The following is a 14,024-nucleotide window of genomic DNA, read 5'->3' on the forward strand; positions in this document are numbered from 1 at the left end:
GAAAGTTTCATCCTCATTCCGGGGCATTCAGCGAGCATGCGGGGCAGCGGACACATCTGCGCCGGCCGCCCGCTGTACATGGATCCGTGTCCGACAGACCATGGGAGCGCTCCCAGCCACCTAATACTGGAGATGATCGCTCGTGAGACTCCAACGCGGCCTCCGCAAATGGGCCGTGACCATGACCGCCGCGAGTGTCGCGGCTTTCGGGCTCGTCGTCGGCCAGAGCACGGCCGCGAACGCCGCGGTCGCCTGCGACGTGACCTACGCCGCCAACCAGTGGACGAGCGGCAACAATCAAGGCGGCTTCACCGCGAACATCACGTTGAGGAACACCGGCGACCCGCTCACGTCGTGGACGCTGGCCTTCGACTACGCGACCACCGGCCAGAAATACACGCCGACCGGCTGGGGTGCGAACTTTAGCCAGTCGGGCACCCGCGTCACGGCCACCAACATGCCGTACAACGGCAGCGTGGCCACCGGCGCCTCCATCTCCATCGGCTACAACGGCACCTGGTCCGGCACCAACCCGGCCCCGACGTCGTTCAGCGTCAACGGCACCACGTGCGGTGGCACGACCCCCACCACGCCGTCCGTGGTCACCTCGGCCAGCGCGATCCCGGTGAACGAGGGCGGCACGGCGACCTTCACCGCCAGGCTCTCCGCGGCGCCGAGCTCCAACGTGACCGTCAACACCACGCGGACCAGCGGTGACACCGACCTGTCCGTCAGCTCGGGCGGCTCGCTCACCTTCACCACCTCCAACTGGAACACGCCGCAGACGGTGACCCTGGCCGCCGCCCAGGACTCCGACAACACCTCGGGCACGGCCGCCTTCAGCGTCGGCGGCACCGGGGTCACCGGCGCCACGGTCAACGCGAGCGAGGTGGACGACGACGCGACCGTCACGCAGTCGATCGTCGTGACGCCCACCGCCGTGACCGTCCCCGAGGGCTCCACCGGCACCTACGCCGTGAGCCTGGCCGCGCGTCCCTCGTCGAACGTGACCGTCACCTCGACGGCCGGCAGCGGCGACGCCAACCTCACGGTCTCCTCCGGCGGCAGCCTCACCTTCACACAGAACAACTGGAACACCGCCCAGACGGTGACCCTGGCCGCCGCCCAGGACTCCGACACCGCCAACGGCAGCCGTACCTTCACCGTGGCCTCCACCGGCCTGACGTCCAGGACGGTCACCGCCACCGAGGCCGACGACGACGGCGGGACCAACCCCACCCACGTCCAGAACCCGTACGCCGGCGCCACCGGCTACGTGAACCCCGACTGGTCCGCCAGGGCGTCCGCAGAGCCCGGCGGCTCCGCCGTGGCCAACACCTCCACGGCCGTGTGGATGGACCGCATCGCGGCCATCGCCGGCTCCCCCTCCGCCATGAGCCTGCGGGCCCACATGGACGAGGCCGTCAGGCAGGACGCGGCCAACGGCTCCGCCCCGCTGACCATCCAGATCGTCATCTACGACCTGCCCAACCGCGACTGCGCGGCGCTGGCCTCCAACGGCGAATTGCTGATCGCAGAGGACGGGTTCAACCGCTACAAGACCGAGTACATCGACCCGATCGCGGCCATCCTCCGCAGCCCGGCGTACTCCAACCTGCGGATCGTCACGATCATCGAGCCCGACTCGCTGCCGAACCTGGTCACCAACCTCAGCCTTCCGAAGTGCCAGGAGGCGAACGGCCCCGGCGGCTACGTCGACGGCGTGCGTTACGCGCTCAACCAGCTCCACGCCATCACCAACGTCTACACCTACGTGGACGCCGGCCACCACGGCTGGCTCGGCTGGGACTCGAACTTCGGCCCGTCGGTGAACCTCTTCCACAGCATGGCGACCGGCACCACCGCCGGCGTGGACAGCGTGGACGGGTTCATCGTCAACACCGCCAACTACTCGGCCACCACCGAACCGCACTTCACGATCAACACGACCGTGAACGGCCAGCAGATCCGGCAGTCCACGTGGGTCGACTGGAACTTCTACGTGGACGAGCTGACCTTCGCCCAGGCCCTGCGTTCCGCGCTCGTGTCCAGGGGCTTCAGGGACGGGCTCGGCATGCTGATCGACACCTCGCGCAACGGCTGGGGCGGCAGCGCCCGCCCGACCGCGCCGAGCACCTCGACGGTCCTGGACACGTTCGTCAACGAGTCGCGCATCGACCAACGCATCCACGCCGGCAACTGGTGCAACCAGAGCGGCGCGGGCATGGGCGCCCGGCCGGCCGCCAGCCCGGCGAGCGGTCTGGACGCGTACGTCTGGGTCAAGCCTCCTGGTGAGTCCGACGGCTCAAGCACGGAGATCGAGAACGACGAGGGCAAGAAGTTCGACCGGATGTGCGACCCGACCTACAGGGGCAACGACCTCAACGGCAACAACCTGACGGGCGCCCTGGCCAACTCGCCGCTGTCGGGCCAGTGGTTCTCGGCGCAGTTCCGTCAGCTGCTGCAGAACGCCTACCCGCCCATCAACTGAAAGACCTGGCCGGCCGGAGGACCGCGAGGGGCCTCCGGCCGGGGGGCCTGGACCTGACCCAGGCCCCTACCAGCCAGAGGGGCCCGCCTGACCCGGGTCTCTCGCCCAGCGGAGGGGCCTCACCCGACCCCGGGTCCCCCGCCCACGGAAAGGGCCCGGGCCACGCCCGGGCCCTTTTCCCACTGCCTGTCTTCCCGCACCGACTTCCCGCCGACTGCCGTCGTGCCGCCGCCGTCCTGCCGCCGGCCGCTTCCTCCTGGCCGCCTGGTTGCTATCGCCGGCGGCGCCACTCCGAGACGATCTGGTCCACGTCGAAGGGCATCAGGTTGAGCGGCGGGCCCGACAGCCCGGTCCTGATCGCCTCGCGGATCTTGTGGTTGATGTCCTCGACGATCTGCCGCGCCTCGGTCTCGGACCTGGCATCACGCGCCTCGGCCAGCGCCTGCTCCGCCTCCTTGCGCAACGCCAGCGTGGGCGGCAGGGGCATCGACAGCCCCTCACTCTCGATCTTCTGCTTGATCCACCACATCTCGTCGAGGGGCCGGTCGATGCCAGGCAGCGGCTTGCCCGCGCCCGGCAGGTCGTCGAACTCGCCGCGCTCCTCCGCCTCGCGGATCTGCCGGTCGATCCAGGTCTCGAAGGGGACGCCGATCGGCTTGCGCTCGCTCACGTACGGATCTCCTCACGCCAGGTTGTGAATCGGGGCGACCGGGCCGCGCCACCCGAGCACGGCCTCGGTCATGCGCACCGACGCGACGGTCGCCGCCACGTCGTGGACGCGCAGGATGCGGGCGCCTTTGAGTATGCAGATCACGTTGGCGGCGATCGTGCCCTCTTTCCGCTCCCCCTGGGGCCGGTCGAGGGTCTCCCCGATGAAGTCCTTGTTGGACAGCGCCACCAGCGTCGGGTATCCGATCGAGGTGATCTCCTCGAGCCGGCGCGTGAGCTCGAGGGAGTGGAAGGTGTTCTTGTTCAGGTCGTGCCCGGGGTCAATGATGATCTTGTCGGCGGCGATGCCCGCCTTCAGCGCGAACGACACCCGCTCCCGCAGGTAGTCCGCGACCTCGGAGACCACGTCGGCGTAGCTGGGCCGGAAAACCCTTCGGCCTGGACCGCCGAGGCTGTGCGTGACGATCACGCCGGCGCCCGTCTCCGCCGCGACCTCCGCGATGCCGGGCTCGCGCAGGCCGTTGGTGTCGTTGATGACGTCGGCCCCGGCCTCGATGGCGGCCCGCGCCACCTCGGCCCGGTGGGTGTCGACGGAGATCACGGCGTCGGTGGCGGCCCTGACCTCGGCGATGACGGGCGCGACGCGCTCGATCTCCTCCTCGGCGCCGATCCCCGCCTGGGCCGCGCTGAAGGCGAACCCGCCGATGTCCACCCAGTCCGCCCCGTCCGCCACGGCCTTCGTGGCCGACGCCACGGCGCTTTCGAGCGCGTACGTGCTGCCCTGGTCGTGGAAGGAGTTGGGCGTCCTGTTGACGATGGCCATGATGGCGACCTGGCGCTCGAAATCGAACTCCCGCCGCCCGATGCGCCGCACGGGAGAGACGATCCCGGGAGAAAACTGCACGCCGCTCACGTTGCGAGCCTACTAGCAAGAAATCTGCTCGTCGGACTGCCGCCCTACTGTTGTGCCAGGCCAACGCCGTAGCGGCAGTCCACTTAGCAGGTTTCTTACTAGACCTGCCCCTCACCCAGGCCAGACGGCCCGGGACCGGGCAGATCAGACGGCTCGGGATCGGCCCACGAGAGCGCGAAGGGCCTTGCTCGGGCGGCTCGAGGTCAGGCGGTGAAGCGGCACTGCGGGCGGTGGCCGGCCCTGACCCTGATCCGCCGCATCCCCCTATGGGCGTCAGGACCATGCGGTAAGTGCATGGTCAGCACCACCCTGGTGCCCTCGGGGCCGGTGCGGAAGTCGGCCTCGTCGCACAGCCGGCGCATGAGGTACATGCCCCGCCCGCTGGTGGCGAGCTCGGGCGGCCGCCCGCCGTCGATGGCTCCGTCACGGATGCCCGAGCCGCAGTCGATGGTCTCCGCGCGAACGAGCCCGCCGCCCGCCCACAGCTTGAAGTGCCCGTGCCCGCCCGCGTGCTCCACGGCGTTCACGATGCTCTCGTGCACGGCCAACACGAAGTCACGCAACCGTACGCCGTGCAGGCCGCGACGCTCCGCCCGCTCGGCCACCTCACGACGCAGCTTCGTGATGTCGTGGAGGGTGAAAGGCTGGCTCATGAGCAGGTCCATATCGCTCCTTCGTGTCATCTCGACACGTCGGCCTCGCCTCAGGACCTCGCGCGGTGTCCTCGTCCCCGGCCGGAGATCACCCTCCGTGCAGGTTCACAGACGTTGGCCGACGCCCGTCGCGAGCTCCCGTACGCGCGCGGCCGGGCCACCGTCGGGCGCGAGCGGCGCGGTGTCCATGCCGGCGCCGTCGTGCAACCCGTCGAGCAGCTCACGCATCGCGTCCCAGGACGTGTGCCTGGGCGACCACCCCAGCACGTCCCTGGCCCGGTCCACCTTCATGACCGGAATCCGTAGCGCCAGGTCCAGCAGCCCCGGCGCGGCGGGCAGCAGCCGTAGCCGCCATCCCGCCGCCACGACCGCCCTGGCCAGTCCCTGCGAGACCGGCACCGTACGGGCGCCGAGCAGCTTGGCCAGGTCGTGTGGGTCGAGCACGGGCTCGGCGGCGAGGTTGAACGCGCCGCGCACCGGCCTGGTCACGGCCAGCCGGTACGCCTCCGCCGCGTCCCGCGCGTGCAGCACCTGCAGCCGCAGCCCGGGAATGTCCGGCACGAACGGAACGCGCCCCGGGCGGATCAGCCGCCGCGGCACGAACGGCCCGGCGAACAACCGCCGCTGCTCGGTCGCCGCCGCTCGCTGGAAGATGAACCCCGGCCGCATCCGCACCACCCGGATGCTCGGGTGATCGTTCTCGAACACGTCGAGCACCCGCTCGACGTAAGCCTTCTCACGCCCGTACGCGGCCCCCGGCCAGCCGTGCGTGGGCCAGCTCTCGTCCACAGGCCGGTCCTTGGGCCCCGGCGAGTACGCCCCCACGGACGACGCGTGCACCAGCGCGGGCACCCCCGCCTCCGCCACGGCGCGGAAGACCCGCATGCTGCCGAGCACGTTGGCCCGCCAGGTCGTCGCGGGATCCCTCGTCGGCTGGAACAACCAGGCCAGGTGGACGACGGCGTCCGCGCCCTCGAAGATCCGTGCCAGGTCCCCGGTGGCGACGTCCGCCTGCCGCCAGTCGGTGCGGTCGGCCCGCCACCCGGGCAGCCTGCGGGCGACCCCCACGATCGAGGCCACGCCGTCGTCGGCGGCCAGCGCGCGTACCAAGCTGGTGCCGACGTTCCCGGTTGCTCCGACCACAACGACTCTCATGCGTGCTCCGCTGCCCGGCCTTCCCTCGGCGAAACCCCGCTGAGCTGCCGAATCATGGCTGGAGCAGGATCTTGACCGCGCCGTCGGCCTTCTTCTGGAACATCTCGTACGCCATCGGCGCCTGGTCGAGCGGCAGCCGGTGCGTGGTCAGGTCCATCACGCCCAGCGGATCGGCGTCGTCGGTCACCAACGGCATCAGCGCGCTGATCCACCGCCTGACGTGAGCCTGGCCCATGCGCATCGTGATGCCTTTGTCGAACATGCGCAGCATCGGCAGCGGATCGGTCATGCCGCCGTACACGCCGATGACCGAGATGACGCCGCCCCTGCGCACGGTGTCGATGGACTGGTTGAGCGCCGCCAGGCGGTCGACCCCCGCGTTGGACATCAGCGGCGCCGCCACCGCGCCTGGCAGCAGCCCCGTGAGGGCCTGGGCGATCTTCGCGGCGGGTGAGCCGTGGGCCTCCATGCCGACCGCCTCGATGACCGAGTCGGTGCCGCGCCCTGACGTGAGCCGGCGGATCGCTCCAGGCACGTCGGAGACCTCGCTGGCGTCGACGACCTCGATGCCGTGGCGGCGGGCCAGGTCGAGCCGGCGGTTGATGCCGTCCACTCCGATCACGCGGTGGCCGAGGTGGCGGGCGATACGGGCGCACATCTGGCCGATGGGGCCGAGGCCGAAGACGGTGACGCTGCCGCCCTCCGGGATGTCCGCGTACTCGACGGCCTGCCAGGAGGTCGGCAGCACGTCGGACAGGTAGAGGAAGCGCTCGTCCGGCGGGCCCTCCGGGACCTTGATCGGGCCGAACTGGGCCTCGGGCACCCGCAGGTACTCCGCCTGCCCGCCGGGCACCTGGCCGTACAGCTTGGTGTAGCCGAACAGGGCGGCGCCGGTGCCCTGCTCGCGTACCTGGGTGGTCTCGCACTGGGCGTAGAGCTCCATCCCGCACATGTGGCAGTGGCCGCAGGCGATGTTGAACGGGATGACCACGCGGTCGCCGGGCCGGATGTTGCCGATGGCGGCGCCGACCTCCTCGACGATGCCCATGGGCTCGTGCCCGAGGATGTCGCCCTCGGCCAGGAACGGCCCGAGCACCTCGTACAGATGCAGGTCGGAGCCGCAGATGCCGGTGCTGGTGATCCGGATGATCGCGTCGTTGGGCTCCTTGATGGCCGGGTCGGGGACCTCGTCGACGCGGATGTCGCGCTTGCCGTGCCAGGTGACCGCCTTCATGGTGTCTCCTCAATGCTTGGGCACGAAAGCCGCATACCCCCACATAGAGCATCAAACCGAGCCAGCTATACCACCGTAATAGGGGTCTTTTGACACGACCACTCCTCGTGGACAGGTGCGTACCGTAACGACACCCCCCAGTACGAGGAGAGTCGCACATGCTCCCCAGGAAGACAGGGCGTCACGTCGGGCGGCTCGGGCAACTGCTCGTCCGGCGGCACGACGTACTTCCAGCCGGCCAACGAGATCCTCACCACCTACGGCCTCACGCTGGCCACCCAGGGCGGCGGCGGGACGAGCACGCCGACCGTCTCGGGTCCGGGCCGGTCACCCCCTCCCCGGCCCGGACCGTGAGCAACACCATCACGCCCAGGTACGGCCACCACGGCCGCACCTGGGCGTGACCTTGTCCGGTGCCATGACTCTCCGTGACTGCTGTGGCAAAAGAAGTCTTGAGCTACCGAAGAGTCTTTACACGCTGAGTATTCGATGACTAACTATTGGTAGTGACTCGACTGACAGAAGGAGCCGCGCGCATGCCGGTGAGCTTCACTCAGCACTCCCTTGGTGCACTCATCGAGCGGCGGCTGTTCACCTTCCTCGAAACCTGGCGCAACCCGGTGTCCGATCCCGACGTCGAGGCGGCGTACGAGCTGCTGGGCGACTTCATCCTGCGCGGCGGCAAGCGCATCAGGCCGCAGCTGTGCTACTGGGGCTGGCGCGGGGCGGGCGGCGACGACTGCGACGAGATCATCAGCGCCGCCGCGGCCCTGGAGCTGTGTCACGCCGGCCTGCTCATCCACGACGACATCATGGACGGGAGCGAGCTGCGCCGTGGCCGGGCCACGGTGCACAAGGGCCTGGCAGGGCTGCACGAGGGGCCGGGCGCGGACGCGTTCGGGCAGGCGGGCGGCATCCTGCTCGGCACGCTCAGCCTGGCCTGGTCCGACACGTTGCTGTCGTCGTGCGGCGTGGAGCCGCGCCGGCTGCGGGCCGCCCACCACCTGTTCGACGCCATGCGCACCGAGGTCATCAGCGGCCAGTACCTCGACGTCCTCGCCCAGATCCGCTCAGGCGCGAGCGTGGCGGAGGCGCTCACCGTGATCCGCTTCAAGACGGCGAAATACACCGTCGAACGGCCACTGCAGATCGGCGGGGCGCTGGCCGGCGCCTCCATGGAGCTGCTGGAGTCCTACTCCGACTTCGGACTGCCGCTCGGTGAGGCCTTCCAGTTACGCGACGACGTGCTCGGCACGTTCGGCTCGTCGGCGGAGACCGGCAAGTCGGCGCTGGACGACCTGCGCGAGGGCAAGCACACGGTGCTGTTCGCCCACGCCACGCACAACGCCTCGCCGGCGCAGCTCCAGCACCTGCGTCGCTGGCACGGCGACCCGGAGCTGAGCGAGGAGCGCGCGGCCGACCTGCGCCAGGTCCTGCGCGACACCGGGGCACTCGCCAAGGTCGAGGAAATGATCAGCGAACGCGTGCACGAGGCCGTCACGGCCCTGGACAAGGCGCCGATCGAGCCGGCGGCCGCGAGCGCGCTCGCCGTGCTGGCCGACCAGTTGGCGCACCGCACCAAGTAGGGGGTTCACCCAGATGGGACGGGTACTTCTCGCCGCCCCGCGCGGCTTCTGCGCGGGCGTGGACCGCGCGATCGTCACCGTTGAGGAGGCGCTGGACCGTTACGGCCCTCCCGTGTACGTCCGCAAGCAGATCGTCCACAACACCCACGTGATCGAGGACCTCACCAGGCGCGGCGCGGTCTTCGTCGACGAGCTCGACGAGGTCCCCGACGGCGCGCTGGTGGTCTTCTCTGCCCACGGCGTCGCGCCGGCGGTCAAGGAGGAGGCGGAGCGGCGCGCGATGCTGACGATCGACGCGACCTGCCCACTGGTCACGAAGGTCCACAAAGAGGCCGTACGCATGGCGGAAGAGGGCTACGAGATCGTGCTCATCGGGCACGCGGAGCACGAGGAGGTCGAGGGCACGCTCGGCGAGGCCCCCGGCCGCATCCACGTCGTCGACCCGGCCCGGCCTGACGAGGTGACGGCGAGCGGCGCCGGTCCTGTGAGCTGGCTGTCGCAGACCACGCTGGCCGTGGACGAGACCATGCGGGCCGTCGCCGGGCTGCGCCGGCGCTTCCCGCACCTGGCCGATCCGCCGAGCGCCGACATCTGCTACGCCAGCCAGAACCGCCAGGAGGCGATCACCAGGATCGCCCCGCGCTGCGATCTGATCATCGTCGTCGGCTCGGCCAACTCCTCCAACTCCCAGCGGCTGGTCGAGGTCGCGCTGAACGCGGGGGCGGGCGCGGCCTACCTGGTCGACCGGGCCGCCGACGCCGACGAGCGATGGCTCGGCGGCGTGCGGACCGTCGGGATCAGCTCCGGCGCCTCCGTGCCGGAGTGGCCGGTGGAGGAGTTACTCGGCTGGCTCGCCGCCCGCGGATACGCCGACGTCGAGCCGGTGACGCTGACCGAGGAGACCCTCACGTTCTCGCTTCCCCCCGAGTTGCGATCACCTCGCAACCCCGAATAGCCCTCACACGGAAACAGGTGGTGCACGAATGACCGAAACGACTGACTCGACCGCGCCGGAGACCGCCAACGGCCGGCTCAGCCTCAGCACGGATGCCGCCAGGCAGCTCGCGACCACGACCAAGACGCCGCCGCAGATGCAGGAGATCACCTCACGGTGGCTGCTGCGGCTGCTGCCGTGGGTGCAGTGCTCCGGCGGCGTGTTCCGGGTCAACCGGCGGCTGACCTACACGCTGGGCGACGGGCGCATCACGTTCAGCACGACGGGCTCGGCGGTGCGGGTCATCCCCGCCGAGCTCACCGAGCTGCCCATGCTGCGCGGCTTCGACGACATGGAGGTGCTCGAAGCGCTGGCCGACCGGTTCACCCAGCGCGAGCTCGAAGCCGACGAGAAGATCGTCTCGGAGGGCGCCCCGGCCGACCAGCTCGTCCTCATCGCCCACGGCCGGGTGCGCAAGGTCGGTCAGGGCGCGTACGGCGACGAGCAGAACCTCGGGGTCCTGGCCGACGGCGACTACCTCGGCGAGCAGACCCTCGCGGGCGGCGGCCCGTTCGAGTTCACCGCGCGGACCAAGACGGCCACCACCGTGCTCACGCTCTCCAAGCAGGACTTCGAGCAGATCGCCGAGCGGTCCCCCGCGCTGCGCGAGCACGTGGACAACTGGCGCACCAGCGGCGACCGCGCCCAGAACGAGTACGGCGAGGCCGCGATCGACATGTCCGCCGGCCACGTCGGCGAGGCCGTCCTGCCCGGCACGTTCGTCGACTACGAGCAGAGCCCCCGCGAGTACGAACTGAGCGTGGCCCAGACCGTCCTGCACGTGCACAGCCGGGTCTCCGACCTGTACAACCAGCCGATGAACCAGCTCGACCAGCAGCTCCGCCTCACGGTCGAGGCCCTGCGCGAGCGCCAGGAGCACGAGCTGGTCAACAACAGGGAGTTCGGCCTGCTCCACAACGCCGACTTCAGCCAGCGCATCCGCACCCGCACAGGACCGCCCACGCCTGACGACCTCGACGACCTGCTGTCGACCGTGTGGAAGGACCCGGCGTTCTTCCTGGCGCACCCGAAGGCCATCGCCGCCTTCGGCAGGGAGTGCAGCAAGCGTGGCATCTACCCGCAGTCCAGCGAGTTCGGCGGGCAGCGGGTCCCGGCCTGGCGCGGGGTGCCGATCTTCCCGTGCAACAAGATCCCGGTGTCCGGCACGCGTACGACGTCGTTCCTGCTGATGCGTACCGGACAGGAGAACCAAGGGGTTGTCGGGCTGCACCAGACGGGCATTCCTGACGAGTACCAGCCGAGCCTGTCCGTCCGGTTCATGAGCATCAACGAGAAGGCGGTCATCTCCTACCTGGTCAGCGCCTACTACTCGGCCGCCGTGCTCGTGCCCGACGCGCTCGGAGTTCTGGAGGACGTCGAGCTCGGCCGGAACGGCTAGATCCCAGATCCCCGTTCACGCACGTGCCGCCCCGTGCCGCCTCGTGCCGCCTCGTGGGGGCCCGGGGCGGCGTGCGGTGCCGGTCGTTCGTTGCCCGCCGGTCGTCGTTGCCGGAGTGGTCGTCGTTGCCCGAGTGAAGGAGTGACCTTGTCCCAGCCGTTCGAACTGCCCGACTTCTACGTGCCGTATCCCGCGCGGCTCAACCCGCACGTCGAAGAGGCACGCGCGCACTCCGGACAGTGGGCGGGCGACATGGGCATGCTGGCCGGCTCGGGCGTGTGGGAGCGGGCCGACCTCGACGCCCACGACTACGCGCTGTTGTGCGCGTACACCCATCCGGACTGCGACGCCGCGGAGCTCTGCCTGATCACGGAGTGGTACGTGTGGGTGTTCTTCTTCGACGACCACTTCCTCCAGGTGTTCAAGCGCACCGGCGACTACGCGGGCAGCAAGACCTACCTCGACCGGCTGCCGCTGTTCATGCCGATGGGCGCGGATCTGTCCATGCCCGAGCCGGCCAACCCGGTCGAGGCGGGCCTGGCCGACCTGTGGACGCGTACGGTGCCCGGCATGTCGGCGAGCTGGCGTGAGCGTTTCGCGGAGAGCACCCGCAACCTGCTCGACGAGTCGCTGTGGGAGCTGGCCAACATCAACAGGGGCCGGGTGGCCAACCCCGTCGAGTACATCGAGATGCGGCGCAAGGTCGGCGGGGCGCCGTGGTCGGCGGGGCTCGTGGAGCACGCGGTGGGGGCCGAGGTGCCCGCGCGGGTCGCCGGGACGCGGCCGATGCGGGTGCTGCGGGACGCGTTCTCCGACGCGGTGCACCTGCGCAACGACCTGTTCTCCTACCAGCGGGAGGTGCGGGACGAGGGCGAGCTGAGCAACGGCGTGCTGGTGCTGGAGAAGTTCCTCGGCTCCACCACGCAGGAGGCCGCGAACGCCGTCAACGACCTGCTCACCTCGCGGTTGCAGCAGTTCGAGCACACGGTGTTCTTCGAGCTCGGGCCGATGTTCGTGGAGCACGCCGTCGATCCGCTCTCCGCCGCGGGAGTGCTGGCCTACGTCAAGGGGCTGCAGGACTGGCAGTCGGGCGGGCACGAGTGGCACCTGCGTTCCAGCCGCTACATGAACGAGCGGGCGAAGGCGGGCCGGCCGCTGGGCATGTCGTCGATCGTCGACCTGCTCGGGGCCAAGCGCGTACGCAACTTCACCCACGTCCCGTACCAGCGGGTGGGGCCCGTTCAGATCCCCGACCTGTACGTGCCCTTCGAGCTCAGACTCTCCCCGCACCTCGACCGCGCGCGGCGCGACACCGTGGCGTGGGGCACGGAGATGGGCCTGCTGGAGGCCGGGGTGGTGGGCGCGGCCGTGTGGGACCCGGACAAGCTGATCGACTTCGACTTCGCGCTCGCCGCGGCGGGCATGTGTCCCGACGCCGGGCCCGAGGAGCTGGCCCTGGTGTCGCACTGGCTGACCTGGGGGACGTACGGAGACGACTACTTCCCCGTCGTCTTCGGCAGGTCCGGCAACCTGGCCGCGGCGAGGATCGCGGTGGACCGGCTCTCGGCGTTCATGCCGCTGGACGGCTCACCGGTGCCGCCGCCCGCGAGCGCGCTGGAGCGGTCCATGGGCGACCTGTGGGCGCGTACGGCGGGGCCGATGCCGCCCGCCGCGCGGCGCAAGCTGCGTGCGGACGTCGAGTCGATGTGCTCGGCGTGGCTGTGGGAGCTGGCCAACGAGCTGGCTCACCATGTCCCCGACCCCGTGGACTACATGGAGATGCGCAGGCTGACCTTCGGCGGCGAGTTGACGATGGACATGTGCCGACTTCGGCACACGAAGGGCATCTCCGAGGAGCTCTACCGCAGCGGCCCGATGCGGGCGCTGGAGAACGCGATGACGGACTGCGGCGTGCTCGTCAACGACATCTTCTCCTATCAGAAGGAGATCGAGTTCGAGGGCGAGGTGCACAACTGCATCCTGGTCGTACGCAACTTCTTCGACTGCGACTACCCGGCGGCCCTCACCATCGTCAATGACCTGCTCACGTCGCGGATGAAGCAGTTCGAGCACATCGTCGAGCACGAGTTGCCGATCCTGGGCGACGAGTTCGGGCTCGACGCGGACGGGCGGCGTGAGCTCGATGGCTATGTCGCCGAGCTGCGGAACTGGGTGACCGGCATACTCAACTGGCATCGTCACTGCAGGCGCTACGACGAGGAGACCCTGCGCCGGCACAAGCGACCGCCGCGCCCGTGCCTCGGCGGGCCGACGGGGCTCGGCACCTCGGCCGCGACGGCTATCTGGGCAGGCCGTGCGTACGAGCCTCGGCGTACCAGCCCATCATGCGCAGCAAGCGCCGCTGGTACGGCGTGACGTTGTGCAGGCGGATCCAGCGTTGTGCCGGCGGCAGCGTGGGCATGACGAGCACGCGCAGCCCGGAGAGGTCGATGAAGGTGAGCCTGCCGGTGTCGACCACGATGTAGTCGCCTTCGCCTTCGCGTTCTCGGCATCTCACCAGGGCGCTGGCCAGGGCGGGGCTGTTGGTGGCGTCGATCTCGCCGATCAGCGTGACGGCTGGGGCTTCGAGCGCGGCGCGCACCGTGATCTTGAGCTGCTCGTCCTGGTAGAGGAGCCGGTCTTCGACGTCACTCACGGCCTTCACACCCCCCAACACGCGCATTCTGGGGGTTCTAGCCGGACCTGCCACTGACAGGGATCACCGCCATAGCGATTAACCCAAAACTAGGCTACACGACGCATCATTCGATATGTAATTTTCGCCGGAAAATGACTGAATTACGGTGAAATTATGAAGGGGTACGCCTGACACCCTGTCATAGCCGGTGTTGTGTCGCGCCCGCGCCTGGTGTTGTGTCACGCCGACGCCTGATGCTGTGTGCCGCGCCCGCGTCGTGCCCGCGCCCTGC

At 69.7% G+C, this 14,024-nt stretch carries 11 protein-coding genes and 1 pseudogene; 6 read left to right on the forward strand and 6 right to left on the reverse strand.

The window, feature by feature from the left end; all coding sequences use genetic code 11:
- Positions 1 to 142: 142 nt before the first annotated feature.
- Positions 143 to 2,491, forward strand: a complete 2,349-nt coding sequence (locus ITP53_RS60310; protein ID WP_407941256.1) for a glycoside hydrolase family 6 protein — start codon at positions 143 to 145, stop codon at positions 2,489 to 2,491.
- A 271-nt stretch (positions 2,492 to 2,762) separates the two neighbouring features.
- On the opposite strand, the gene ITP53_RS18065 is transcribed toward ITP53_RS60310, so the two are convergent.
- The 5 genes from ITP53_RS18065 to ITP53_RS18085 form a co-directional block, all read right to left on the reverse strand.
- Positions 2,763 to 3,161 (reverse strand): DnaJ family domain-containing protein, encoded by a 399-nt coding sequence (locus ITP53_RS18065; RefSeq protein ID WP_195896566.1) that lies wholly within the window; start codon positions 3,159 to 3,161, stop codon positions 2,763 to 2,765.
- A gap of 12 nt (positions 3,162 to 3,173) precedes the next feature.
- Positions 3,174 to 4,073: a dihydropteroate synthase gene (folP, locus tag ITP53_RS18070; RefSeq protein WP_195896567.1), complete on the reverse strand. Its 900-nt coding sequence runs from the start codon at positions 4,071 to 4,073 to the stop codon at positions 3,174 to 3,176.
- A gap of 203 nt (positions 4,074 to 4,276) precedes the next feature.
- On the reverse strand, positions 4,277 to 4,726 hold the full coding sequence (locus ITP53_RS18075; RefSeq protein WP_195896568.1) for an ATP-binding protein: 450 nt from the start codon (positions 4,724 to 4,726) through the stop codon (positions 4,277 to 4,279).
- A gap of 105 nt (positions 4,727 to 4,831) precedes the next feature.
- The gene (locus tag ITP53_RS18080) at positions 4,832 to 5,881 is read right to left on the reverse strand and encodes an NAD-dependent epimerase/dehydratase family protein (RefSeq protein ID WP_195896569.1); all 1,050 of its coding nucleotides are present in this window, start codon (positions 5,879 to 5,881) and stop codon (positions 4,832 to 4,834) included.
- A gap of 52 nt (positions 5,882 to 5,933) precedes the next feature.
- On the reverse strand, positions 5,934 to 7,115 hold the full coding sequence (locus ITP53_RS18085) for a zinc-dependent alcohol dehydrogenase (protein WP_195896570.1): 1,182 nt from the start codon (positions 7,113 to 7,115) through the stop codon (positions 5,934 to 5,936).
- Between the two features lie 174 nt (positions 7,116 to 7,289).
- Here ITP53_RS18085 and ITP53_RS57615 point away from each other — a divergent pair.
- The 5 genes and pseudogenes from ITP53_RS57615 to ITP53_RS18105 all read left to right on the forward strand — a co-directional run.
- Positions 7,290 to 7,469: pseudogene (locus ITP53_RS57615) on the forward strand (S1 family peptidase); the annotation flags it as partial.
- 188 nt (positions 7,470 to 7,657) lie between these two features.
- Positions 7,658 to 8,701: a polyprenyl synthetase family protein gene (locus tag ITP53_RS18090; protein WP_207756085.1), complete on the forward strand. Its 1,044-nt coding sequence runs from the start codon at positions 7,658 to 7,660 to the stop codon at positions 8,699 to 8,701.
- A 13-nt stretch (positions 8,702 to 8,714) separates the two neighbouring features.
- On the forward strand, positions 8,715 to 9,656 hold the full coding sequence (locus ITP53_RS18095) for a 4-hydroxy-3-methylbut-2-enyl diphosphate reductase (RefSeq protein ID WP_195896572.1): 942 nt from the start codon (positions 8,715 to 8,717) through the stop codon (positions 9,654 to 9,656).
- 28 nt (positions 9,657 to 9,684) lie between these two features.
- Entirely contained in the window at positions 9,685 to 11,094 is a 1,410-nt protein-coding gene (locus tag ITP53_RS18100; RefSeq protein ID WP_195896573.1) for a family 2B encapsulin nanocompartment shell protein, read from the forward strand.
- 147 nt (positions 11,095 to 11,241) lie between these two features.
- Positions 11,242 to 13,470 (forward strand): terpene synthase family protein, encoded by a 2,229-nt coding sequence (locus ITP53_RS18105; protein ID WP_195896574.1) that lies wholly within the window; start codon positions 11,242 to 11,244, stop codon positions 13,468 to 13,470.
- Here the strand turns inward: ITP53_RS18105 and ITP53_RS18110 are convergent.
- A complete protein-coding gene (locus ITP53_RS18110; protein ID WP_195896575.1) occupies positions 13,394 to 13,750 on the reverse strand; it encodes an STAS domain-containing protein in 357 nt (118 codons plus the stop codon). The genes ITP53_RS18105 and ITP53_RS18110 overlap by 77 nt on opposite strands.
- Positions 13,751 to 14,024: the final 274 nt, after the last annotated feature.

It is taken from the genome of Nonomuraea cypriaca, from assembly GCF_015645445.1.
GTDB classification, from domain to species: domain Bacteria; phylum Actinomycetota; class Actinomycetes; order Streptosporangiales; family Streptosporangiaceae; genus Nonomuraea; species Nonomuraea cypriaca.